This is a genomic window from Rhizobium anhuiense, from assembly GCF_003985145.1.
In the GTDB taxonomy this organism is placed as follows: domain Bacteria; phylum Pseudomonadota; class Alphaproteobacteria; order Rhizobiales; family Rhizobiaceae; genus Rhizobium; species Rhizobium anhuiense.
On the sequence record NZ_ML133529.1, the window covers coordinates 25492 to 50025 of the forward strand.

General features: G+C 60.9%; 25 protein-coding genes. 9 read left to right on the plus strand and 16 right to left on the minus strand.

The features are described 5' to 3' along the window. Positions 1-5 precede the first annotated feature (5 nt). The gene (locus EEQ99_RS21325) at positions 6-275 is read right to left on the minus strand and encodes a hypothetical protein (protein ID WP_029867893.1); all 270 of its coding nucleotides are present in this window, start codon (positions 273-275) and stop codon (positions 6-8) included. 42 nt (positions 276-317) lie between these two features. Beyond that, complete coding sequence (locus tag EEQ99_RS21330; protein ID WP_029867892.1) at positions 318-581, minus strand: hypothetical protein; 264 nt, start codon at positions 579-581, stop codon at positions 318-320. A 319-nt stretch (positions 582-900) separates the two neighbouring features. Here EEQ99_RS21330 and EEQ99_RS21335 point away from each other — a divergent pair, with 319 nt between their 5' ends. Further along, a complete protein-coding gene (locus EEQ99_RS21335) occupies positions 901-1407 on the plus strand; it encodes an HIT family protein (RefSeq protein ID WP_127431065.1) in 507 nt (168 codons plus the stop codon). Positions 1408-1432: 25 nt separating this feature from the next. Here EEQ99_RS21335 and EEQ99_RS21340 read toward each other — a convergent pair whose 3' ends face one another. From EEQ99_RS21340 to EEQ99_RS21370, 7 genes are all read right to left on the minus strand, one after another. Further along, a complete protein-coding gene (locus EEQ99_RS21340; RefSeq protein ID WP_127431066.1) occupies positions 1433-3283 on the minus strand; it encodes a DUF2264 domain-containing protein in 1851 nt (616 codons plus the stop codon). A gap of 77 nt (positions 3284-3360) precedes the next feature. Continuing rightward, complete coding sequence (locus tag EEQ99_RS21345; protein WP_127431067.1) at positions 3361-4635, minus strand: ABC transporter substrate-binding protein; 1275 nt, start codon at positions 4633-4635, stop codon at positions 3361-3363. A 39-nt stretch (positions 4636-4674) separates the two neighbouring features. Then, entirely contained in the window at positions 4675-5388 is a 714-nt protein-coding gene (locus EEQ99_RS21350) for a DUF624 domain-containing protein (protein ID WP_025554599.1), read from the minus strand. A gap of 20 nt (positions 5389-5408) precedes the next feature. Further along, complete coding sequence (locus EEQ99_RS21355) at positions 5409-6518, minus strand: ABC transporter ATP-binding protein (RefSeq protein ID WP_025554597.1); 1110 nt, start codon at positions 6516-6518, stop codon at positions 5409-5411. Between the two features lie 15 nt (positions 6519-6533). After that, positions 6534-7706 carry a glycoside hydrolase family 88 protein gene (locus EEQ99_RS21360; protein ID WP_127431068.1) on the minus strand — a complete coding sequence of 391 codons (1173 nt, stop codon included), beginning with the start codon at positions 7704-7706 and terminating at the stop codon, positions 6534-6536. A 4-nt stretch (positions 7707-7710) separates the two neighbouring features. Next, entirely contained in the window at positions 7711-8547 is an 837-nt protein-coding gene (locus EEQ99_RS21365) for a carbohydrate ABC transporter permease (RefSeq protein WP_025554593.1), read from the minus strand. After that, positions 8544-9530, minus strand: coding sequence for a carbohydrate ABC transporter permease (locus EEQ99_RS21370; RefSeq protein ID WP_025554591.1), 987 nt, complete (start codon positions 9528-9530; stop codon positions 8544-8546). The genes EEQ99_RS21365 and EEQ99_RS21370 overlap by 4 nt, the downstream gene beginning before the upstream one ends. A gap of 130 nt (positions 9531-9660) precedes the next feature. Between EEQ99_RS21370 and EEQ99_RS21375 the strand changes: the two genes are divergently transcribed. From EEQ99_RS21375 to EEQ99_RS21390, 4 genes are read left to right on the plus strand one after another with little or no spacing between them, the layout of a single operon-like run. Next, a complete protein-coding gene (locus tag EEQ99_RS21375; protein WP_127431069.1) occupies positions 9661-11457 on the plus strand; it encodes a heparinase II/III domain-containing protein in 1797 nt (598 codons plus the stop codon). An 11-nt stretch (positions 11458-11468) separates the two neighbouring features. Further along, the gene (locus EEQ99_RS21380) at positions 11469-12329 is read left to right on the plus strand and encodes a hypothetical protein (RefSeq protein WP_025554787.1); all 861 of its coding nucleotides are present in this window, start codon (positions 11469-11471) and stop codon (positions 12327-12329) included. 50 nt (positions 12330-12379) lie between these two features. Beyond that, positions 12380-13048, plus strand: a complete 669-nt coding sequence (locus EEQ99_RS21385; protein WP_127431070.1) for a response regulator — start codon at positions 12380-12382, stop codon at positions 13046-13048. Next, the gene (locus tag EEQ99_RS21390; protein ID WP_029733065.1) at positions 13038-14438 is read left to right on the plus strand and encodes a sensor histidine kinase; all 1401 of its coding nucleotides are present in this window, start codon (positions 13038-13040) and stop codon (positions 14436-14438) included. Before EEQ99_RS21385 ends, EEQ99_RS21390 begins: the two co-directional genes overlap by 11 nt. An 82-nt stretch (positions 14439-14520) precedes the next feature. Here the strand turns inward: EEQ99_RS21390 and EEQ99_RS21395 are convergent, their stop codons facing one another. The 6 genes from EEQ99_RS21395 to EEQ99_RS21420 all read right to left on the minus strand — a co-directional run bounded on the left by EEQ99_RS21395 (position 14521) and on the right by EEQ99_RS21420 (position 19879). After that, positions 14521-15402: an ABC transporter permease gene (locus EEQ99_RS21395; protein ID WP_029733066.1), complete on the minus strand. Its 882-nt coding sequence runs from the start codon at positions 15400-15402 to the stop codon at positions 14521-14523. Between the two features lie 11 nt (positions 15403-15413). After that, the gene (locus EEQ99_RS21400) at positions 15414-16232 is read right to left on the minus strand and encodes an ABC transporter ATP-binding protein (RefSeq protein ID WP_029733067.1); all 819 of its coding nucleotides are present in this window, start codon (positions 16230-16232) and stop codon (positions 15414-15416) included. 96 nt (positions 16233-16328) lie between these two features. After that, positions 16329-17342 (minus strand): ABC transporter substrate-binding protein, encoded by a 1014-nt coding sequence (locus EEQ99_RS21405; RefSeq protein WP_029733068.1) that lies wholly within the window; start codon positions 17340-17342, stop codon positions 16329-16331. Positions 17343-17438: 96 nt separating this feature from the next. Further along, positions 17439-18452, minus strand: coding sequence for a GlxA family transcriptional regulator (locus EEQ99_RS21410; RefSeq protein ID WP_127431071.1), 1014 nt, complete (start codon positions 18450-18452; stop codon positions 17439-17441). After that, on the minus strand, positions 18449-19027 hold the full coding sequence (locus EEQ99_RS21415) for an isochorismatase family protein (protein ID WP_029733070.1): 579 nt from the start codon (positions 19025-19027) through the stop codon (positions 18449-18451). The genes EEQ99_RS21410 and EEQ99_RS21415 overlap by 4 nt, the downstream gene beginning before the upstream one ends. A gap of 123 nt (positions 19028-19150) precedes the next feature. Next, a complete protein-coding gene (locus EEQ99_RS21420) occupies positions 19151-19879 on the minus strand; it encodes a FadR/GntR family transcriptional regulator (protein WP_127431113.1) in 729 nt (242 codons plus the stop codon). Positions 19880-20169: 290 nt separating this feature from the next. Here EEQ99_RS21420 and EEQ99_RS21425 point away from each other — a divergent pair, with 290 nt between their 5' ends. After that, complete coding sequence (locus EEQ99_RS21425) at positions 20170-20430, plus strand: CopG family ribbon-helix-helix protein (protein WP_047618843.1); 261 nt, start codon at positions 20170-20172, stop codon at positions 20428-20430. Then, positions 20430-20705 (plus strand): type II toxin-antitoxin system RelE/ParE family toxin, encoded by a 276-nt coding sequence (locus tag EEQ99_RS21430; RefSeq protein ID WP_082849646.1) that lies wholly within the window; start codon positions 20430-20432, stop codon positions 20703-20705. Before EEQ99_RS21425 ends, EEQ99_RS21430 begins: the two co-directional genes overlap by 1 nt. 6 nt (positions 20706-20711) lie before the next feature. Here the strand turns inward: EEQ99_RS21430 and EEQ99_RS21435 are convergent, their stop codons facing one another. Continuing rightward, positions 20712-21719, minus strand: a complete 1008-nt coding sequence (locus EEQ99_RS21435; RefSeq protein ID WP_029733074.1) for a LacI family DNA-binding transcriptional regulator — start codon at positions 21717-21719, stop codon at positions 20712-20714. A 206-nt stretch (positions 21720-21925) separates the two neighbouring features. Here EEQ99_RS21435 and EEQ99_RS21440 point away from each other — a divergent pair, with 206 nt between their 5' ends. Both EEQ99_RS21440 and EEQ99_RS21445 read left to right on the plus strand, forming a co-directional pair. Beyond that, positions 21926-23248, plus strand: a complete 1323-nt coding sequence (locus EEQ99_RS21440) for an alpha-L-fucosidase (protein WP_127431072.1) — start codon at positions 21926-21928, stop codon at positions 23246-23248. Between the two features lie 50 nt (positions 23249-23298). Then, entirely contained in the window at positions 23299-24519 is a 1221-nt protein-coding gene (locus EEQ99_RS21445; RefSeq protein WP_127431073.1) for an ABC transporter substrate-binding protein, read from the plus strand. Positions 24520-24534 lie beyond the last annotated feature (15 nt).

Here is a 24534-nt window from a genome sequence, read left to right on the forward strand (position 1 = left end):
TCATTTCATGTTTTGTTGGTAAACCACACTGTCGGGACGCCGAGCACGCCTCCCGTGCGCATCGCCGTCTTCAGTTCGTCCAGCTTGCTGAACGCCTGAGCCGCTTCAAACGTCGCAAACTCATGGGTGACGGTAATATCGTTCGGGTTGTCGATGGCGCGATAGACGGCTTGCGCTGTCACCCCATTGGCCTTCTGAACCTGATGAAACGCATCATATACCTTGCGCCAGGCGGCGTAGTCGGAGACCTCGTGCCTCACGAATAATGTCGTCATATCATCCTCCCCGATTGCATTTCCAAGTCTCGTGGATGGCTATTACGATTGAACCAGGAACATCATGGTCTCGGGCAAGACGCCGTCACTCGCCATCGCATCGGCGGCTGCCTTGGTCTGCATGAAGGCCATCAACTTTTCCATGTCTGCGACGTCCATGACCAAACCAACGCGGTTGGAGTTTTGCGGGTCTGTAAACGTACGAATGTTCGTGACGCCGATGGGTTCCAATACCTGTTTGCGGATGGGTGAAGCGAGCCAGTGTTTCGTGTCCTTGACGTCGTGACAGATCATTATGGTAGGCATTGTGTCCTCCTCTCAAGATCTCGGAAAACTGAAAGCTAAGTATGCTGTTGCGCTTTGCCGGATTTCATTACAGCAATGTTGCGAAGAGTGGGTTTTTCTTATTCATTAGTTGGAGATGTAAATATAACTATTGAGTAATTCGAAAATGTTATGCGACGGCGGCGTCGGGCGCGCATTGGGTTTTTGCAATAGCTTTGGTGACGGTTCCGGAGTCAGCGAGTGTCATTGGCGCTAATGACTTGGTCAATTTGACTTCCCTCCGATTGTCGCATCAATCTGACAATAGGATACGCCGCGTGCGAGATGGCAGAGGTTTGGAATGATCGAACGCCAGCCATTTGATCTCAAAGCCTATGTCCACGACATCGGAACAAGGCCGTGCTTTATCTGCGGCTTGCTCAAGAACGACCCCGCTTTCTTTCATCATCGCGTTTTTGAAGACGATGAGACGATCATTTTCCTGAGCAAATATCCCACGTTACCCGGCTATTGCCTTGTCTGTCCGAAGGAGCACCGTGAGGATCTGGCGCGAGACATGTCGAAGGATGAATATCTTCGACTACAGGGCAAGGTGCATGTCTTGTCGCGCGCCCTCAAAAGCGTGTTCGACGCCGAGCGAATTTATGTACTTTCGCTCGGCAGCCAGCAAGCCAATAGTCACCTGCATTTTCATGTCGTTCCCTTGCCTTCAGGCGTGCCTCTCGAAGAGCAGCAATACCATGCGCTGATGGCGGAGAATGGGGTCCTGCACATACCTGACGATCAAATGGCAGAGTTGGCACAGTGCATCGCAGAAGCATACCGTGCCGAGTTGACCGCACGATAGTCACTCCTGTTCCCCCAATCCCAGGCTATGACTGGAGAGCGAATGCCGGCACCCGCTCGCCGTTCTCGCGAAAGAGCCGCTCCACCTCTTCGAGGCGAGGGCAGGCGGGCGGATTATCGAGCGCTTTTGCCCAGTTCTCGCGGCTGGGCAATGCCATTGCCGCGGTCACGAGCACGGTGGTTCCGGGGCCGATTTCGCCGCGCAGCTGCGGCAGCAGGGTCTTGGCGTGGATGAGATTGGTATTTGGTATCGGGCTCATCGCATGGCCGGCCCTCGGATCGGGCGATAGATCCACGATCGCGCTGACATCGGTCTGTCCGTACCAGACGGCTCGGCCTTCCCCTGCATCGGAGCGGTCGGCATTGAAGTCCGCGCGTTCGATCGCAAAGCCGCCCTCGATTGTGCTGAGGGCGCGCGGCGTGGCGATGCGGTGGATGCGGATATGCCAGAGGTTTTCGGGAAGCAGCCAGGTTTCGATGGTGACATCGTTCCAGGGGCGCCAGCGCGAATAGAGGCGATTGTCGGCGATGAGCGCCTCTTCCATAGTTTCGCGCATGCGAAAATGGACGCCGTCGTCGGAGAGGCCGAGCATGCCGTCGAAGCTTGCGGCGGCAAAATTCCGGTCGTCGGCTTCGATGTTGAAGGCGTAGCGCGTGGAATAGACGAATTTCGAATATTTCTCGTTTGCGCCGAGCATCTTGTCATGCTGCTGTCCGGAGGAGAGCACGACCACGTTTCCTGGCGTGTGCATGGCGACCATGCCCGCCGGTTTCAACGCAACCGGCTCCGGAAATTCCGGCTGCGGCGCCTCGTCGGCGGTCCAGAATGGATGATCCCCGGGAAGAGCCAGCGGCAGGAAGAATTTCAGCGCCCAATAGGGCGAACCGGGCGAATTGTAGCTCTCGCTCATGAAGAGATTGGGATAGCCGTAGCCGACGGAGAGAACGCCGTCGCGCTCGGCAATCGGCATCGCCGACCACCAGCGGATATGGCGCATGTAATAGCCCTTGATCTCGGCCCAGGGCAGCGCTTCGACGCCGGCAAAGGCAAGCGCGCCCCAGAAACCACCGGCCGCGAAGCGGTAGGTCTGGCTGCGGCCGAAGGCAAGGGCTGCGCCATCGGGGCCGAACCAGTGGCGGATATCCCCGGCAAAGGTGTGGGCGCGATCCCGGAAGCGGTCCTTGCGCGCTTCGTCGCCGCGCGCCAGCACGGTATAGATCAAGCCGTAGAAATGCATGGCGAAGGGGATGTAATGATCGACCCGACGCACCGGCCCGTCGCGATACCAGCCTTCCCCGAGGTCGAAGGCTTCCAACTCGTTGAGATAGGCAAGGGTTTTCCCGTGGTCGAAGGCGACACCAACGCGCTCCAGCCCGAGATCGATGAGGACGCGGAAGAATTTCCAGTTGTTGTCGATGAATTCCAGTTCGCGCGCGCTGAGAAGGTAGGCGGCGACGGTCTTCTTCTCGCTATCGCTGAGCGGTTTCCAGATGTGTTCGGGGACAAGTGCCAGCGCGAAACCGACGGCGGCGAGCTCGACCAGTCGCTGATTGCGGTCGGCAAGATCGCCCCAATATTCGGGATGAGCGGGGTTCGTGCCGTTCGCCAGCCCGCGCCGATAGAGGTCCCAATGCGGGAACGCGCCGCCGCCTGCAGCGAACGGAACAATGCCCCAGAGCGGCCGTGCAAATCCTTCCAGATCCGCCGCCGCCCGGTCGAAGATCGCGCCGGCCGCACCGAGGCGCACACGGGCGCCGCTTTCAGAAAAATACGGCAGGAGCGGCTCGAAGAGATCGGTGACGGCCTTGGCGAGGTCGTCGCGGGTCTTCAGCGGATTGCCGAAGAGCGGATTGGCCCGGGCGGGATCATATATCATTGTCAGGCTCGAAATTCATGAAAAACTGGATCGGCCGCGGGCAGATATTGCCCGCGGCCGTCGACATTTCTTGACGTCTACTTGATGGCCTTCACGCCGTCGGTCATTTCCTTCAACCCGTCGTCGACGGACGTGTTGTCGGTCATGATTGCGTCATGCGCACGGTTGAGCACGACCTCGATCTTGGCGGCGTTCGGGTTGACCGCCATCTCCAGGTAGGTTTTCGTCGGCTTCAGCGCCGCCTTGCTGGCCTCGTCCTGCGGGAAGCCGGGCGTTGCCGCGATCGTGGCGCTGACGTCATCCGTCTTGAGCGCGGGGAACGTGCCCGTCGACGCGATAACGGCCGCACCCTCGGGACCGGTGACGAACTTGATGAAGTCGAGTGCGGCATCCTTGTGGTCGGAATTGGCGTTGACCGCCAGGCCGGAAATCTGGGCGGCCGTCGTGCCGGCCGCGACGCCGTCGGGATGCGGGAATTTCACGATGCCCCAGTTCTTGCTCTTCGATTCACCTGATTTCACCTTGGTGATCTGGGTGCCGACGAACCAGGTTCCCATCGGCAGCATGCCGATCGTACCGTTGAAGAAGAGCGCCGAATAATGCGTATTCGACGTCTTCAGGAAGGCGTAGGAGGGAATCGCGCCATCCTTCTGTAGGGTGAGCGCCCTCTCGTACCAGGGCTTCAGGAAGTCATACTCACCGTCGACCAGCGTGTGTTTTCCGTCGAGGACGCCGGGCAGCTGGACGGTCGACCGCCAGGTATGCAGGAGCGCGCCATAGGTCTTGTTGGTACCCATGCCACCCGTAAGCTTCTCGGCGGTCGCGTCGAATTGCGCCCAGGTCATGTCATTCGTGGGGTAGGGCACGCCGGCTTTGTCGAATATGTCCTTGTTGTAATAGACGATCCAGAAGTCGGAGCGGAACGGCAGCGAATAGAGCTTGCCGTCGATGGTCAGTTCCTCGATCAGGCCGCCATAGGGAGCCGGGTCGATCTTCTGATCCTTCACGAAGCTGCTGAGATCGGCGATGTTGCCGGCGCGCACCAGATTGGTGTAGCCCGGCACGTCCTTGATGGTGACGATGTCGATGTCCTTGGAGCCGCCGGTCAGCTGCGTCGAGATCATCTGCTGATAGTCCTGCGAGCCGAGGTCCATCTGCTCGAATTTCACGTTGGGGTGTTTGGCCTGATAGGCCTCGATCAGCGGCTTGTAATAGGCAGTCTTGTCCCAGTCCCACAAAGCCCATTTGAGCGTCACGGCGTCCTGGGCAAATGCTGCCCCGGCCGTCGTTGCAGCCAAGCTGAAACCCGCCAAGGCAAGTTTCATCGTCCTCCCAAATTTATCCAAATACATTCCCGTTCTCCTTCCCTGGATCATCTCTGGATCAGTTATTTATGAAGCGTTTCGTGCATGCGGTTTGCGGTACGGCGGCAGCTCGAGAACCATCACCGCCGCCCGATGGGCGCCGAATACGACGGCGAACATTCCGAGTGAAAAATTGAAGGTTGCCGGCATGAACACGGAAACCGGATAGAAGAGGATATGCGCCAGCCAGAGGCTTGCAACGAAGGCGAGCGCTGCAAGCGCCGGGAGCGGACGGATGATGGAGGCGAGCGCGGCGAGGCGCAGCAGCCTGGAAGCCGGCAGATCGCGCATCACCATCAGAATGATGAGATGGCAGGCGAGAACGGTGACGAAGGCGGTGGCGACGAGGGCAATCGCCAGCGGCACGCTCAGCAGCAGGTTGTCGCGCGCGCCGGCGGTATAGGCAACGATCGCATGGATGCCGATTGCAAGCCCGCCCGCGAGCACCAGCCCCCAAGCGGTGGCGCGCCAGAAATAGCGCAGAAAAGCTTCGGTGAAGTCCCGCAGCAGGTAGGTGTTGCGATCTTCCACAAAGGTCACCGAGACCCGGGCCATGGCGACCAGGGCTGCCGGTAGCGTCACCACGAGGAGCGAGGCCAGGATGAACAGGATGTTGAGCTTGACCATCTCCCACCATTCGCGGACGAGGATCTCGGCGAACAGCGCAAGGCCGGTCTTCTTCGGAGCATCCTTCGGAATGCCCGGTCCCTCCCTCGTCCACATCTCCCGCAACCACTGCATAGCCGTCTCCCGCAGGCGCCTCAGTATAGAATCGAACGTTCCGTTTCCTTGTCGAACAGCTGCGCGTTGGTCATATCGGCGACCAGCGTCGCCTCCTCGCCGATATCAGGCCGGTAGCGCGGCGAGACGCGGGCGATGAGATTGCGTCCGCCCGCCACCATGTTCAGGTGCACTTCAGAGCCCATGGGTTCGGCAAGCTCGACGACCGCCTTGAGGGGCGCCAGGTTCTCCGGTGCGATGTCGGCCGGCGGCAGTTCGTGGAAATTCTCGGGGCGGATGCCGAGCACCAGTTCGCGGCCTTCGTAAGGAGCGATCCTGTTCTGGTCGAAATGGGCAGGCAGCGGCAGTTCCCGGCCGTCGAAGACGGCGACGTAGCCTTCGCCACGGCGCAGGATGGTCGAGGGCAGCATGTTCATCTGCGGCGCGCCGATGAAGCCGGCGACGAACATGTTGACGGGGCGGTCATAGAGGTTCTGCGGTGTGTCGACCTGCTGGATATGCCCGTCCTTCATGACGACGATCCGGTCCGCCATGGTCATGGCCTCCACCTGATCGTGGGTGACATAGATGAAGGTGGCATTGAGGCGCTTGTGCAGCTTGGTGATTTCGGAGCGCATCGTGCCGCGCAGCTTGGCATCGAGATTGGAAAGCGGCTCGTCAAGAAGGAAGACGGCGGGATTGCGCACCATGGCGCGGCCGAGGGCGACGCGCTGGCGCTGGCCGCCCGAAAGCGCCTTCGGCTTGCGGTTCAGGAGATGACTGATGTCGAGGATCCTGGCGGCATCCTGCACCTGGGCATCGATGTAATCGCGCGACACCTTCCTGAGCTGGAGGCCGAATGCCATGTTCTTGTAGACGGTCATATGCGGGTAGAGCGCATAATTCTGGAAGACCATGGCGATATCCCGATCCTTGGAAGGAACGTCGTTCATGACGTCGCCGCCGATCTTGAGCTCTCCTCCCGATATTTCTTCGAGGCCGGCGATCATCCGCAGCGTCGTCGATTTGCCGCAGCCGGAGGGGCCGACCAGGATGATGAATTCCTTGTCTGCGATCTCGAGGTCGATGTCGTGGACGACGGTAAGCGCACCGTAGCTCTTGTTCAGCTCTTTAAGCGAAATGCTGGCCATCGGGTTCTCCTGAATTCACCAATAGGAAGACCAGCTGCGCGAAAGGCGCGTCAAAGCTTCCATGTAATAATAGTCTCCCCAGGAGACGCATTCATCGACGCCCTCGCCGCGGCAGGTGTTGAAGGGCGATTTCTTCGAATAGGTGGCGTGCAGCACCAGGCCGTTCGAGACGGTGGGATCCTTGACCGCATAGTGATCGGCAAGGCTCTTCATCATGCGCCGCGCCAGTATGTGATAACGCTCGGCCGGCTCCGGTTCGACGAGATCGGCCATCTCCAGAAGACCGCAGGCGGCGATCGAGGCCGACGAGCTGTCGCGCGGCTCGCCGTCGCCGTCGGAAAAGACGAGATCCCAATAGGGCACCATGTCGGCCGGCAGCCGGTTGAGATAGAAGGCAAGCAGCCGGTCGAAGGTTTGGCGATATTCCTCGATCCGCTCATAGCGATAGGAGAGCGCCATCCCCGAGATTGCCCAGGCCTGTCCGCGCGCCCAGGCGCTGTCGTCCCGGTAGCCCTGCCTGGTCGCGCCGCGCACCGGCGCTCCGGTGACCGGGTCCATGTAGAAGGTGTGGTAGGTGGAATCATCCGGCCGAACCGAATTGGCGAGCGTGGTGCGGGCGTGGGTGAGAGCGATCTCGCGGTATTTCGGATCGCCGGTCTCGCGGCTTGCCCAATAGAGAAGCGGCAGGTTCAGCAGGCAGTCGATGATATAGCGGTATTCTTCCGCCACCCCCTTGCGGCCCCATGCCTGGATGAACTGGCCGACGGGCTGGAAACGCTCGATCAGCTGGTCGGCGGCGAGCAAGGCGGCCCTGCGGCCATCCTCGTCTCCGACGAGCTTCCAGGCGGCGATGCAGGACGGCGAATAGAGGAAGCCCATATCGTGATGATCGGTCTCGATGCGGTTCACGATCCGATGCAGGAACGATTGGACCTGGATCTGCGCCGCATGTCGGAAGACCGGATCGCCACTATGCTCGAAGGCGAGCCAGAGTTCGCCGGGCCAGAAGCCCGCGGTCCATTGAGTGTTCGCCACAGCCGGATAGAAATTCCCGACACTCGAATGGTTCTGCGAAGCATAGGTGAAAGTAGGAAGGTTGCGGCGGATCTGCGCGACGGCAAGATCGAGCGCGGCTTTCGCTTCCTCGTCGGTGATCGGTTGCGGGGCGACGGACGGAACGGCGTTCATGGATTTAACCCTTCAGTCCGGTCGAGGCGATGCCCTCGACGAAGAAGCGCTGGAGAGAGAGGAAGACGATGAGGACCGGAATGAGGGCGACGACGGAGGCCGCCATGATCAGTCCGTATTCGGCCGAATATTGCGAGATGAACATGCGCAGGCCGATCTGGACAGTCTTCAGCTCGGTCTTGGTCAGATAGATCATCGGCCCGAGGAAATCGTTCCAGGTGGTGACGAAGGTGAAGATCGTCAGCGTCGAGAGCGCCGGCTTGGAGAGCGGCAGCATGATGCGCGCCCAGATCTGGTACTCGTTCATGCCATCGATGCGGGCCGCTTCGCAAAGCTCGGTCGGGATCGACATGTAGAACTGCCGCATCAGGAAGACGCCGAAGGCGGTAAAGGCCTGCAGGCAGATCAGCGCCAGATGGGTGTTGTTGAGGCCGAATTCGCGCATCAGCAGGAATTGCGGCACCATATAGACCTGCCAAGGCATGGCGATGGTGGCGATATAGCCGAGGAACAGCGTGTTCTTGTAGGGGAAATTCAGCTTGGCGAAGGCGTAGGCGGCAAAGCTGGAGGTCAGCAGCTGCAGCAGCGTGACGATGATCGTCAGCTTCGAGGTGTTGTAGATGAAGAGGGCGAGCGGGATCTTCGTCCAGATATCCACGTAATTCTGCCATTGCGGCTCCGCCGGTATCCACTCGATGGGGAAGGCGAAGACGTCGCGGCTGAGCTTCAAGGATGCCGAGAGCATCCAGGCGAAGGGCATCAGCATGACCACCGTGACCGTGATCACGATGGCATAGAGGAGGACCGTTTTGGCGGTGACTCTGCGTCCTGCGATCCTCATGCCTCGTCCTCCCTCTGGCGCCGGAACTGGAAGACGGTGACGGCGAGCACGAGGAAGAACAGAACGAGCGCAACCATGCTGGAATAGCCGAGATCCCAGGAAATGAAGGCTTCGTTGTAGATGTGGTAGACGAGGACGAGGGTCGAGGTGCCGGGACCGCCCTGAGTGATCATGTAGATCTGGTCGAAGACCTTGAACGACTGGATCGTCAGCATGACGGTGACGAAGAAAGTCGTCGGTCCGAGCTGCGGCACGGTGACATGGATGAACTTCTGCCAGGAATTGGCGCCATCGAGATCGGCGGCCTCATAGAGCTCCGAATTGATGCCCTGCAGACCGGCCAGATAGATGACCATGTAATAGCCCATGTTCTTCCAGATGCCGAACAGGATCACCGTCACCATTGCCCAGTGGCGATCGGCAGCCCATCCCGGCATGTTCTTGGGATCGAGGCCCAGCGTGTAGAGGATCATGTTCACCGGTCCCATTTCGGGATTGAAGATCATGTTCCAGACGACCGCGACGGCCACCAGCGAGGCGACATAGGGAAAGAACATCGCCGTGCGGAAGAAATCGCGTCCGACAATCTTCTGGTTGAGGAGGACGGCGAGGCCGAGCGCACAGAGCAGCGTCGCCGGCACGGAGGCAACCGTATAGATGACTGTGTTCCAGAAGGCCGCGATGAAGGCCTTGTCCTCGAAAAGTCGCCAGAAATTGTCGAGGCCGGCGAAGGTAATCGCATTCGAGCCGTCCCAATGCATGAAGGCGAGCACGAAGGCAAACAGGATCGGGCCGAGCGTGAAGACGGCAAAGCCGAGGAAGTTCGGCGCGATGAAGGAATAGGCGACGAGCGCGCTGCGTATCCTGCGCTGGCGCTTGGACAAGACGGTGGCTTTCCTGCCGGAAGTTGCCAGAGCGCCATCTCCAGCGATGGCCGAATTCGATATGGACACCGATGCCTCCTCTTCCTCTCGCAACCACATAGCACAGTTCCGATACTGGTCAAACAAGTTCTGAATAGGTCATACGAATTTAATAGAAAGCGCAAAATACATATGATAGGTGAGCATGCAGACCAAACGCTCATCAATGCTTTCCGGTGCGGGGAGGGATATGTTCAGCGAGATTTCAGGGGAGCTGCCGGATGTGCTGGGCGATTTCACGCCTGGGTCGGTTTGCTCAGATCGCGCCATATGGAACTCCGTGCCGCAGACGGTCCGGGAACGGGTCATTCGCGATGCCGAAGAGACGCTTGCGCGCGCCTTTCCGCTCATCACCGCCTCGGATTACCGGGAGTTCACCGCAACGGGCAACCGCTCGCGCTTCGAGGAGCTTTATTTCGCGCGGCGCCGGATGCTCAACAATCTGGTGCTCGGCGAACTCGTCGAAGGTAGGACGCGGTTCCTGCCTGGGATTGTCGACGGCATCTTCCTGATTGCCGAGGAGAGCGGCTGGCAGCTTCCGGCGCACAACGCCTATGAACGAAGCGGTGCGCGGCTGCCGCTTCCCGACAATTCGCAGCCTGTCGTCGATCTCTTCGCCGCCGAAACGGCGGCCCTGCTTGCCACCGCCGTCGCCTTGCTGGGCGACGCGCTCGACGGCTTCAGCCCCGAAATTACCGCCCGGGTGGAACGCGAGATCCAGATCCGCATCGTCTCGCCCTATCTCGGCCGGCATTTCTGGTGGATGGGCCGCGGCGAGGAGCGAATGAACAACTGGACGGCCTGGATAAGCCAGAATGTCCTGTTGACGGTCTTCTCGCTGAAAACCGACCAGCCGGCGCGCCGTGCTGTTGTCGAAAAGGCGCTCGGCAGCCTCGATGCTTTCCTGAAGGACTATGCCGAGGACGGGGCCTGCGAGGAAGGCGTGCTCTACTATCGCCACGCAGCACTCTGCCTGCATGGCGCGCTGACCATTCTGGATGGCGTGGCGCCGGGCCTGTTCGGCAAGCTCTGGCAACAGCCGAAAATCCGCAGCATGGCTGAATATATCGCCCATATGCATGTGGCCGGCCGCTATTATTTCAACTTCGCCGATTCCTCCGCGGTGGTCGAACCCTGCAGTGTGCGGGAATATCTGTTCGGACAGGCGGTCGGTTCGCAGGTGCTGGCTGAGTTCGCCGCGGCCGATAGGGCGGCCTCCGGAAGCTCGCACCTGCCCGGAGAATGGAACCTCTGGTATCGCGTGCAGGAAGTGCTGATCGGCCCGACGCTTCCCGATGCCGCCCCGCCGCATCCTGCGTCCCGACGCGATATGTTTTATCCCGGCATTGGCCTGTTCATCGCCCGCGACGAGCAGTTTTCGCTCGCCGTCAAGGGCGGCAACAATGGCGAGGGCCACAATCACAACGATGTCGGAAGCGTGACGCTCTACAAGAATGGGCGCCCGTTCCTGATCGATGTCGGTGTCGAGACCTATACCGCAAAGACCTTTTCGGCGCGGCGCTACGAGATCTGGACGATGCAATCGGCGTTCCACAACCTGCCGACATTCGCAGGCGTCATGCAGTCGGCCGGCGACACATTCGGCGCGCGAGACGTCGAGGTCGGGTTTGACGAGGAGCGCGCGCGCATATCGCTCGATATAGCAGGCGCCTATCCCGCCGAAGCAGAGCTGCACAGCTACCGGCGCATCGTTTCCCTGCTGCGCGGCCGCCATGTCGAGATCGTCGACAGCTATGACGGCGGCAAGCCGGCGGTGCTGTCGCTGATGACGTGCCTGGCGCCGACCGTCGTCCCGGACAGGATCGATCTCGCCGATCTCGGCAGCATCTTCGTCGATGGCGGTGGCGAGATCGAAATCGACGAAATCGACGTGGAGGACGCCCGGCTGAGATCGGCCTGGCCCGGGAAAATCTACCGGCTGCGCGTGCCGTTCGCCGGCAGGGTTCTGAGATTGCGGATCGTATGAGGAAGGCGAGCATGGAATTGACGCTGAAGATCGTGGATGCCGATGGGCTGGTGCTGGCAAGCTCCACAGGGCGGGACGAGACCTTCCTGGTCTATCGACAGAGCTATCGCGAAGGCGATCGCGTGGTCTTGGAGGTCTCCGAGCCTGGACATGTCTTCCTCGCCCTCGATGGCGCGATCCAACCCGGCCTGGTCTATATGAAGGAATGCGCCTATGCCCTCGCCGTGCCCTTCGGCGACAAGCGCAAGCCCTATTCGCCGAATGCCTTCCGGGGTGATCTCCACCGGCTTTCGGCGCGAAGCGCGCGCCCCGACGAGATCGTGCAACGCCGTAATCTCGCTCTGAACCCCTGGGACGATCATGCCAACCGGGCGCTGTTTCCGCATGCGCGCGCCAATGTGGAGACCCGGGGCGAAGCGGCCTTTGCCGCGCGCAACGCGATCGACGGCGAAAAGGCCAACGACGATCACGGCTTCTGGCCCTATACGAGCTGGGGCATCAATCGCGATCCGCAGGCGGCGCTGAAGCTGGAATTCGGCCGGCCGGTCAGCATTGACGAGATCGTCTTCTATCTCCGGGCCGATTTCCCGCATGATTCTTGGTGGAATGAGGCCAGCGTCACTTTCTCGAACGGCAGGACCTCCCGCTTTCCCTTGGTGAAATCGGGTGTTGCTCAGAGCTTTTCCATAGAACCCTGTATCGTCGAATGGGTGGAATTGCATGGGCTGATCAAGGCCGAGGATGCCTCGCCCTTTCCGGCGCTGACCCAGATCGAGATCTGGGGAACGGAAGTGCCGGGCGCCGTCGATCGGGACGTCGCAGTTGCGGCCGAAGATAAACCAGAGCCGGCCGCTCTTCCTCTCAACTTATGACCCCACGGATGCGCTTCCGCCAAGCACTCTGCACATGCTAAGGAGGTCGGATGCGACTGCTTGTGGTGGAGGACAACAAGGATCTGGCGGCCTGGCTGGGGAAAGCCCTGCGACAGGCGCAATATGCTATCGATATTGCCCACGATGGCGAGGATGCGGAGCACATGCTCAAGGTGGCGGAGTATGCCGCGATGATCCTCGACCTGGCGCTGCCCAAGCTTGATGGCTTGACGCTCTTGAAACGATTGCGGCAGTCCGGAAACAAGCTGCCGGTCATCATCTTGACTGCGAATGCGAGCCTGGACGGTCGTGTGGCGGGGCTCGACAGCGGTGCCGACGACTATCTCGCCAAGCCCTTCGAAATCGCCGAACTCGAGGCGAGGATCCGTGCGGTGGTTCGCCGCGGTCAGGATCGGGCATCCTCCGAGATCACCGTCGGCAATCTGCGCTTCTCCGGTGGAACGCGGCAGTTTTTCGTCGCAGGCGAACCGCTGCAGCTGACGCCGCGTGAATATGCCGTTCTTGAACAGCTTGTCATGAAGCTCGGCAACACGATCTCGAAAGCCGCTCTTTCCGAAAGTGTGTTCGGTTTCGACGACGAGGCGGATCCGAGCGCTATCGAAATCTACATCCACAGGCTGCGAAAGAAGCTCGAGAGCAGTTCGGTTCAGATAGGGACGTTGCGCGGGCTCGGTTATCTCCTCCGACATGTCCAGTAGCCTCATCACAAAGCTGGGCGCCACGATCGCGCGGCTCAGCCAGAGCCTGAGGGTACAGCTGCTCTGCTGGGTGCTGCTCACTCTCTTCGGCGCGATCGGTTTCAATCTTTACGACAGCTTCTGGACGGCGGATGCGACAGCAAAACTGGTGACGGATCGAACGCTTCTGGCCTCGGCCCGCGTCATTGCTGAAGCCGTCCGCGTCGATGAGGGCGGCAATGTTCAGGTGGACGTGCCGCCTTCCGCGCTGGAGATGTTCGATACGGGCTTCGGCGACCGGGTATTTTACCAGGTCATCACTGTGTGGGGCAGTCTGGTGAGCGGTCTTCCCGACCTGCCGTTGCCAGCCGTACAGCGGGCGGGCGAGGATCGTGCGTTCCATGGTGCCGATGTGCGCGTCCTGATGCTCGACCATCCTGTCGTCGGCCTTCCCGATGACGGCACGATCTCCGTCACCGTCGCCGTGACGCATAACAGCCAGTATGCGATGCGAAGGCAGCTATGGCTTTCGGATTTTTCGAAGCAGTTCGTGCTCGTCTTCGTCGCAAGCCTGGTGACCATCCTCGGGCTTCAGCGGGGCTTGGCGCCGGCTCTGAGACTGCGGGACGCCGTGCGCCAGCGCGGGCGCAACCGTCTCGATCCGCTGCCGCCCGAGATGGTGCAGAGCGAACTGCGACCGCTCGTTCATGCCCTGAACGACCATATGGAGCGCGTCCAGAACCAGATGGCCGCACAGCGACGCTTCGTATCGAATGCCGCGCATCAACTCAGAACGCCGCTCGCGCTGATTTCGACGCAGGCGAGCGTGGCAGCCCGCGAAGCCGATGCGGCTCGCCGCGACGAGGCGCTTTTCGCCCTTCGCACCAGCACGAAGCAGATTTCGCGTCTTGCCAGCCAGCTCCTCACCTTGTCACGGGCCGAGCCCGGAAGCCGCCGTCCGCGCAGCGATACGACCGATCTCAGCAAGGCTGCCCGCGAGATCCTGGAAGCGCATGCCGAAGAGGCGCTCAAGCGCAACATCGATCTCGGACTGGAAGCGGACCGACCGGTCATCGTCGAAGGCGATGGGACGATGCTGCGCGAGATGCTGGTCAACCTCATAGACAACGCCATACGCTATACCTGTGCCAATGGACGGGTGACCGTCGCGATCGGCCAGGCGAACGGCAACGCCGTCGTCACCGTCGAGGACGACGGACCGGGTATTCCGATCGGCGAGCGCGAGCAGGTTTTCGAACGCTTCTACCGGATTATGGGGACCGAAGCCGAGGGGAGCGGTCTGGGGCTTGCGATCGTGCGGGAGGTTGTCGAAGGCGCCGGAGGCTCAGTCTCGCTCGATGACGCGGAAGGCAGTGGGCTGGTCGTGACGGTGCGGCTTCCGCTTGCTTAAACCTCAAGTGCATCAAATGACAGAAGGCCGGGCATGCACCCGGCCTCCTGTTCGATCTGCCTTGGGAGGAGGTCGGATTGGATCACTGCGTATCGAGATGCTGCTGCGGGCGCCACTTCGCCAGGCGGTTCTCGATCAGCGTCATGATATATTCGGCGAAAAGCGTGACGACCATGACGAGGAGGATTGCCGCGAACATGCCGGCGGCATCGAACGTACCCTTGGCGATCGAAATCAGCTGGCCGATGCCGAACCGGGCACCGACGAATTCGCCGACGATTGCGCCGATGATCGCGAAACCAAAGGAGACGTGCAGACTTGCGAAGATCCAGCTCATCGCCGAGGGGATGACCACCGTGCGGGTGACCTGCCAGTCCGAGGCGCCAAGGATGCGCGCATTGGCGATCATGTTGCGGTCGGCCTCGCGCACGCCCTGGAAGGCGTTGGCAAACACCACGAAGAACACCATGATGAAGGCGAGAGCAACCTTGGACGGCAGGCCGAGACCCATGATCATGATGAAGATCGGGGCGAGAACGACGCGCGGGATCGAGTTGATCGCCTTGATGTAGACGGAGAAGATGTCCGACAGGAAGCGGTTGCGGCCAAGACCGATGCCGACGAAGACGCCGGTGATCGAGCCCGCGAAGAAGCCGATCAAGGCCTCCTCCATCGTCACCCATAGATTATACCAGAGCGAACCTTCCGTGGTGCCTTCGGTCGCCCATTCGTAGAGGCGCTCAACGACGCCGCTCGGGCTCGAATAGAAGAACGGGTCGATCCACTGCATGTTGGAAGACAGCTCCCACATGCCGATCACGAAGACCAGGATGGCAATCTGCCAGAAGCGCACCGCGGTGTTGCGCCGGCGCATCGCCTTCAGCGCCGACGCCTCGATTTCCGAGTCCGACGTGCCCGGCCGAAACAGGGTGGCCGAACCGGCCTCAAGAGTGGTGTGTGCCATGATATCCTCCCTCAGGCCGCTTCGCTCGCGCGCCGGTAGCTGGTCTCCACCTCCTCGCGGAGGTCTTCCCAGATCGTCTTGCAATAGTCGATGAAGCTCTGCTCGTAGCGGATTTCCGACACGACGCGCGGGCGCGGCAGATCGATCGTATAGACCGACTTGACCGTCGCGGGGCCGGCGGTCAGGACATAGACCTTGTCGGCGAGCGCGACAGCCTCTTCGAGATCATGGGTCACGAACACCACCGAGGCCTTTCGCTCCGCCCACAGCTTCAACAGCTCTTCATGCATGACGGTGCGGGTCTGGACGTCGAGGGCCGAGAAAGGCTCGTCCATCAGCAGAATTTCCGGCTCGTTGATGAAGGTCTGTGCCAGCGAGACGCGCTTGCGCATGCCGCCGGAAAGCTGGTGGGGATAGTGATGGACAAACTTCGAAAGGCCGACGCGGGCCAGCCAGTCGCGTGCGCTCTTTTCCGCTTCAGTGCGCGACTTGCCGCGAAACAGCGGGCCGGCCATGACGTTGTCGATGACGTTTTTCCAGGGAAAGAGCGCGTCGGTCTGGAATGCGAAGCCGACACGCGGGTCGATGCCGGTGATCGGGCCGCCCATCAGCCGGACTTCGCCGGCGCTCGGGCGTGCAAGACCCGTCACGAGGTTGAGGGTCGTCGATTTACCGCAGCCGGTGGGGCCGACGACGGCGACAAACTCTCCGCGGGCGACGGTCATGTTGAAATCGCGCAAGGCGGTAAGGGACTTGCCGGTCGGCGAGACGAAGCGGCGGCTGACATTGATCAGCTCGATCGCCGGAATCTGGTTGTTGTCATGTTGCATGATGATACCTGAAGCGTGCCTTTGGGCGCGTGCACGCAATGCCCATGGATCGATCGGTTGGCCGCTTCCGGTTGGTGCCGGAAGCGGCGTGACGCCCTACTTGACGTTCTTGACGAATTCCGTCGTGTAGGTCTTGGACAAGTCGATCTGCTTGCCCTTGACGTTCTTGGAGAACTCCGAGAGCACGGCAAGCACGGTTTTCGGACCGTCTTCCGGCATGACGCCATCGGGCGTGAACATGCCCTTGCCCTCGTCGAGAGCCTTGATGTAGCCGTCCTTGTCGCCGACGTAGAAGTCCTTCGGCATCTTGTCGGCGATCTCGGCGGCGGAATGCGTGTTGATATAGCGCAGCGTCTTGACGAAGGCGTTGGCGAGCTTCTGTGCCTCTTCCTTGTGCGCGTCGACCCAGGAGGCCTCCATGTAGAGCGAGGCGGCCGGATAGGTGCCGCCGAGCGCCTGACGGGTCGACTCGACCGTGCGCATGTCGACGAGCACACTCGCTTCGCCTGTTTTGACCATGCGCGAAATCGTCGGCTCGGTGGTCATGCCGGCCTGGATCTGGTCCTGTTGCATGGCGGCGATGAAGGTGCCGCCGGCGCCGACTGGAACCGTCACGACGTCGCCGGGCTTCAGGCCGGCCTTCGAGGCCATGAAGAGGGTCAGGAAGTTGGTGGACGAGCCGAGACCGGTGACGCCGAGGCTCTTGCCCTTGAAGTCGGCCGGCGACTTGATGTCGGGATGTTTGCTCGAGACCATCTCGACTTCGCCCGGCGCCTGGCTGAACTGGACGATGGATTCGACGAATTTGCCTTTGGCCTGCAGGTCCACACAGTGGTCGTAGAAGCCGACCACGCCCTGGACGGCGCCGGCCAGAAGCTGGTTTTCAGCATCGACGCCGGCGGCTTCGTTCAAGAGCTCGACGTCGAGACCCTCGTCCTTGAAATAACCGAGCGATTCGGCAAGTTTGGCGGGCAGATAGATCTGCTTCTCATAACCGCCGACCATGATGGTGATCTTGTCGGCTGCGTTTGCGGCACTCGTAGCGAAAGATGCTGCGGCGAGAAGCGTCGAAAAGGCGACGGTGTGAAAAAGGCTGCGTGAAGAACGCATGGAAATCTCCTCCTGTGGTTTGCTCGCATCGTCGTCTCGCCACCCTTGACCCGTGTCTCCTCCACGATGCTGCCCCTTCCTATGACGTCGAAGCTTTCAACTAGCTTTCAGCTGCAGCCGCGACCGTGCCGTGCTCGGCGGGCCATCATTCAGACGATTCCAGGCTCGGCGCAGCTGCCGCGCCGAGCCGAAGCCGGCGCGCATGGCGACGGCCTCCATGTCCAGTCGCGAACCGGCGAGCATCTCGCGGGCAAGAGCCACGCGCATACGGTTGACGAAATCCGTAACGCTCATGCCCGTCTGCTCGTTGAACAGCCGTGAAAGGTTGCGCGGGCTGGCGCCGCTGAGGCGGGCGAGCAATGCCACCGACCAGTCCCGAGAGGGGTCGGCGACCACTGCATCCTGCGCACGATGAATGACCGGGTGGATATGGTTGCGACCTTCGAGCCAGGGCGAAAGTTGCGGATCCGAGCCGCCGCGCCTGAGATAGACGACAAGGTATCGCGCCACCGCAAGCGCACAGGCATGTCCCGCCGCTTCGGCGACGATATGCAACATGAGGTCTATGCCGGCGGTGATGCCGGCGCTGGTGAGGCGGTCTCCATCCTCGACATAGAGCCGGTTGTCCCGGACGCGCGCCGTCGGCGCGAGCCGGGTCAGATCTTCCATGCAGCCGTGATGGGTGGTGCACTCGCGGCCGTCGAGCATTCCGGCCTCGGCAGCGAGCAATGCGCCCGAGCAGATCGAGACCAGTCGAATTCCTGGACGAATGGCGCGCTGCAGCCATGCGACAATGGCAGCCTGGTCGGCGCGTTCCTGTTCGTCCCGCCGATGGCTGCTTTCCATCGGAACGTCGGTGCTGCCGGCAATGACGACAAGCGCGCTATCGGGCAAGCATTCCGGCAATGCTGCGACGCCCGTAACGGCAAGGCCGATCGAGCTGCCGACCGTCGCCGACGGGCCGATATAGGTGACGGTGAAGCGCACTGTGGGCTGTTCGAGGTTTGCCTTGCGCAGCACTTCGATCGGACCGGCCACGTCGAGCAGCAGCACGCGCGGCGGCACGACGACGAAGACCGGAATATCGAAGGGCTGCGCGGCGTCTGTCATGCGGCGAGTGGCTTTTCACGCCCCGCCAGGGCCTGTTCGACGGTCGCGATCCGAGCGAAACGGCCTGACAGGACCAGTTCGGTCCGGTCCCGGATTTCTCTCGCACTCCAGGTGCGCCCTGTGGCGTCGGTCATCGGGAAGGTCAGGGTCGCTTCGCCGACATAGTCGACTTGATAGCCGAGATCGGAGGCGTGGCGGGTGGTGGTCTCGCAGCACTGTTCGGTGCGGATGCCGGAGACGAGGAGACGACGGACGCCGTTCTCGGTCAGCCACACGTCGAGACCCGAACCGACCAGGGCGCTATGGCGGTTTTTCCTGAATGTAGCCTTCGGCGCGATCCTGAGCGGTGCGAGTGTCCTGACGAACCCGGATGCCTCCGAAAACGGCGCGTTTTCATCGACATGGAAGATCTGGATGACGGGTATTCCGTCGGCTTCCGCGCCGTCGATCAACGCCTGCTGACGATCGATGTAGGCGGATGCCAGGTTTTCATCCCAGTAATCGCGTTGTCTGAAAGACTCTTGGGCGTCGATAACGAGAAGGACAGTATCATGGCCGGACATTTTTTGCTCCATGGCGGTTGATCATGAAGCCATATTCGGCAATTTGATGGCACGGGAAAATGCGCGCGCCGGACAAATAGCGGACAATTCGCGCCAATCGCTACGGGCGCTTTCAGACAGTTCCTCGACCGACTATCAGCTGGTAAAGCTTCGCAGATCCTTCAGCAGCTTGCGGTACCTTGCCTGGCTGCCGACCAGATGCTCGCGCATCGCATTTCGGGCGGCCTGATCGTCCCTGTCGGAAATGGCAACGACGATCGCCTCGTGCTCTCTGTGGATCAGCCTTCGGTAGGCGGTCTGTTCGGCTGTCCTTGTTTCCGGGACCAGCCTGGACTGCGGGATGATCGCCGAGCCCTGGGACTCCAGGAACTGCCGGAATAGCGGATTGTTCGTGGCTTCGGCGATGGCGGCATGGAGTTCGAGATCGGCCTCGCGAATGGATTGGTCGCTCTCGATGCACTTGAGAATTTTCCGGTGGCATTCGAAAATCGCCTCCTCCTGCGCGGGCGAGCGGCGCAAGGCCGCAAGACCGGCAGCTTCGATTTCGACAGGCGTTCTGATCTCGAGCACTTCCAGATCGGAAACAACGCGGGCCTTGTCGGCTTTCCCAGCGGAGACAGCCGGATCGGCGCCGAGGACGAAGATGCCTGCCCCCTGGCGCACCTCGACAAGCCCGTCGGAGCGAAGCGCAGCCACCGCCTCGCGCACGACGGTCCGGCTGACGCTATGCGTTTCGGTCAGTTCATGCTCGCTCGGAAGCTTGTCGCCGGCAGAATACTGGCCGCTCAATATGGCTTGCCGAAGGCTTTCGCCGACCTGTGAGACCAGCGACCCGGAGCCTTTGCTGCGATCCTTCATCTGCATAGCCACGCCTGCCCCCGCATCGGCTTGATCCGAATGCCGTCCAAACGCGCGGCACTGCGAAACTCATGATTCATCACACATGTATGACAAATTTCGCGCTCTTTCAATGGTCGCGGCAGTCGGGCTTGTTCCTTGGCGGTTTTTACTTGGAGATCAGCCGCTGTGTTTTAGCGCAAACTCTCGGCATTCCGTCAGTCCGCCGACATGTTTCGAGCTTTTCTGAGATATAGGTGACTGGATATAATCAGAATTAATCGCTATGATTATAAGTGATTGACAAGGAGTTTTCGATGGAGACCAAAGTTCTGACTGCCCATGTTCCACTGCCGCTTGCGCAGAAGGTCGATCAACTTGCATCGCGGCTCGAACGCTCGCGCGGCTGGATCGTCAAGCAGGCACTGACTGCATGGATCGACCAGGAAGAGGAGCGTCGGCGTTTGACGCTTGAGGCGTTGGCCGACGTGGATAGTGGAAACGTTGTCGATCACCAGGCTGTTCAGGCCTGGGCTGATAGTCTTGACAGTGACGAGCCGATTTCGTTGCCCCGGTGATGGAAGTCAAATGGACGAACAAAGCGGTTTCGGATGTTACCCGCTTATACGACTTTCTCTCTCCGGTCGACCGGCGGGCTGCGGCCCGAACCGTACAGGCGCTGACGGCAGCCCCTGCGCGGCTGCTTGAGCAGCCACGTCTCGGCGAGCGACTCGAGGAGTTTGATCCTCGAGAGGTTCGCCGCATTCTCGTCGGCCGTTACGAGCTCCGCTACGAAATCCAGCAGTCGACAATCTATGTATTGCGGCTTTGGCATACGCGGGAAGATCGGTAGAAGCCCTCACAGCCGCCTGGTCGATTCCCCGCGCACGAATCTCGGCGTCAGGATGAAATCCTCAGGCGGCGCGGCGGCGCCCTCCGGGCTTGCTATTCTTGTCAGCAGACGTTGTGCCGCCAATTCCCCGAGCTTCTGCGCATCCTGCACCACCATGGTGATGCGCGGCGTGATGACATTGCTCCATGGCACGTCGTCGACCATCGCCAGCGACACGTCGTCAGGGCAGCGGAAACCCATCTCCTGCATCACCTGCAGTGCGGCCAGGCCCGTCATGTTGTTGGCGCCGATGATGGCGGTCGGCCGGTCGCGGCGGGTCAGCAGCCGCATCGCCTGCGCATGGCCGCCGGTCCTGGTGTAGCCGCCCTCGACCACCAGCGAAGGATCGATCTCCACACCGGCGCCGGTCATCGTGTTCAGAAAGCCTTTCAGGCGCTCGTCGGCGGTGTGCAGACCGGAAGGCCCGGAGATGAAGCCGATACGCCGGTGGCCGAGTTGCAGCAGATGTTCCGTCAGGATGGTGGTGGTCAGCGGATTGTCGGAGCCGACGAAATCGCGCTCTGCACCCTCCACCTTCTGGTCGAACATCACGATCGGCGTCTTGAAGTCGCGCAGGAACGTGGCGTATTCCTCGCCGCGCCCGTTTGCCGCTAGCGCAATGCCGGCGATCTTCTGCGCCTCCAGCCGCTCCAGCAGTGCCCGCTCGAGGTCGGCCCTGCCGGAGGAGTCGGCGATCAGGACGAAATAGCCGTGATCGAGCGCCTGGTGCTCGATCTCGCGGCGGATGTCGCCGAAGAACATGTTGCCGAGATTGGCCGAAACGAAACCGATCAGCGAACTGCGTCCGCGCGCCAGCGTCTGGGCCACCGGGTCGATGCGGTAGCCCGTCGAATTTATCGCCTGCTGGATGCGGTCGAGCGTCTCGGCGCCGACCCGCTTCGGGCTGTTGAGCGCGAGCGAGACGGTCGAGATGGAAACCCCCGCAATGCGCGCTACGTCTCGTATCGTGGTCATGTCTGTCGAACCGGTTCTAATGCATTGTTATGTCCGATTTTATTGATCGGCGCAACATCCATGCCTCAAACTGGTTATTCCGTAGGGCTTGCATTTCTAAAACTGCGACCGCGAATTTGGCTTGACAGGCGCTGGATCAAGTAAGATTGTTACTCACCGAACCGGTTCGATATGATGTTGAGCCGGAAAGCAGGGAGGAGAAACCTGTGACGAATTCGGAACGCCTGTCGGAAAATCCGGCATCGGAAGGAGCGGGCAAGCACGCCTGGTTCAGCCACGACCGCCTTGGCATGTTCATCCATTGGGGCCTCTATGCCTTGGGAGCCCGGCATGAATGGTTGAAGAACCGCGAAGAGCTGACCGACGACCACTACCAGCGCTATTTCGATAATTTCGATCCTGATCTCTACGACCCCAAGGAATGGGCCCGCCGGGCACGTCTTGCCGGCATGAAATATGTCGTGGTGACGACCAAGCATCACGAGGGTTTCTGCCTCTGGGACAGCAAGGTGACGGATTACAAGGCGACGAACACGCCCTGCGGCAAAGATTTGCTGACGCCGCTGGTCGAAGCCTTTCGCGCCGAAGGACTGAAGATCGGCTTCTATTATTCGCTGCTCGACTGGCACCATCCCGATTTTCCGATCGACGTCCACCATCCCTTGCGCAACCATCCGCAGGCCGAGGCGCTCAATGCTGGCCGCGATATGGCCAACTATGCCGCCTATATGCGCGAACAGGTGCGTGAACTTCTGACCGGTTTCGGCCGCATCGACATCATCTGGTTTGATTTCAGCTATCCCCAGCGCGAATATCGCGGCCTGCCCGGCAAGGGGCGTGCCGATTGGGAGAGCGAGCGCCTGCTCGCACTGGCGCGTGAATTGCAGCCCGGCATCATCGTCAACAACCGCCTCGATCTGCCGCCCGGCAATCTGCCCGACGTGACGACGCCGGAGCAATATACGCCGCGCGTGGCGCCCGCTATCGCCAGCCGGGGGGTGCTCTGGGAAGCCTGCCACACCTTCAGCGGCTCCTGGGGCTATCACCGCGACGAGGATAGCTGGAAAAGCCCGGAACAGATCATCCAATTGCTCATCGATTCCGTCGCGCTCGGCGGCAACCTCCTGATGAATGTCGGCCCGACCGGCCGCGGCACGCTCGATGCGCGCGCCATCGGCGCGCTCGAAATCTACCAGAACTGGATTGAGGTCAACGCACGCTCCATTTATGGGGCCGGGCCATCCGACTATCCGGTGCCGGCCGGCTGCCGCTATACCCAGCGCGGCAACCGCCTCTACCTGCATGTCTATAATTGGCCTTATCGCCACATCCACATCGAAGGCCTCGCCGACAGGATCGCCTATGCGCAATTCCTGCACGACGCCAGCGAAGTGCGCTGGCTGAGCCACACCAAGGATGTGGATTCCAATATCGGCGTGATGGTGCCGGAAGGCATGATCACACTCGAACTGCCGGTCCGGCGCCCGGACGTTACCGTGCCGGTGATCGAGCTCATCCTGAAGGCGTGAGCTCGATCGCACTCGCGTGTCCTTTGCGTTCATGGAGGGAGGAGAAACCCATGAAGGTTCTGAAGAAAACGCTTTTGCTTGCCGCAATCGGCAGCAGTCTTTTTGCCACAGCCGCATCGGCCGAACAGGTCAACCTGACCTGGCAGATGTGGACCGGCTCCGAAGCCGACACCAAGGGCTGGCAGCACCTGGCCGACATGGTGACGGCCAAATATCCCGATATCAAGGTGACGCTGACGACGACGGGCTGGGTCGATTACTGGACGCGGCTGCCGGTGTTGGCAGCGTCGGGCCAGCTCGCCGACATCGTTTCCATGCAGTCGTTGCGCATGCCGAATTTCTATTCGCTGCTCGAGCCGCTAAATGACCGAATAGCGGCCGACAAGTTCGACGTCGGAGCCTTTACCCCCTCGATCATCGGCGGGATGTCGGTCGACAAGCAGCTTTACGGTCTGCCCTATGATGTCGGCCCGTGGGTCATCTACTATAACCAGGATGCGCTCGAAGCCGCCGGCATTCCCTTGCCGAAGCCGGGCTGGACGCTGGCCGAGTTTACCGATGCCGCCAAGAAATTGACGAAAGACGGCAAGTACGGCTTCGGCATCACCCCGGTCAACTATTCGGTCCTGGCCTCGGCCTGGGGCGATAAATACGTCAACGACGCCGGAGAGCTCGACCTGACCAATCCTGGCGCTGTTGCCGCTGCCGACAGGCTGATCGGCTTTGCCGCCAAGGATAAGATCGCGCCGCTGGTGCCGCCGAGTGCCGATGTCGGCACGGTCGTCCAGGGCCGGTTCAATTCGGGCAACGTCGCCATGTATATCGATGGCCCCTGGTCGATTATCGGCATGAAGGACCAGGCGAAGTTCAAGATCGGCCTCACCACTCTGCCGCGCGCCGAAGGCGAACTTTCAGCCGTGACCGCGGGCTCCGGTTTCGGCATTGCCACGACAAGCAAAAACAAGGATGCGGCGTGGAAGGCGATCCAGGTGCTGACCAGTCCCGAGGCGCTGCAATATCTCGCCGAACAGGGGCGCGCGCTGCCGGCGCGCACGGCCTCGCAATCCTCCTGGTATAAGGTGGCGGCCAAGGACATCACCAATGGCGGCGAGGCGCTCGATTATTCCCTGGCGCATTCGGTGCCCTATGTGATCACCAACAATTGGGCGGCGGTGGAAAACCTCTTCAACCAGTATTTCCCACCGGCTTTCGCCGGCAGCGCCGATGCCAAGCAGACGATGGAGTCGATCCAGAGCCTCGCGCAGCAATAGGATGGCGCGGCAGGA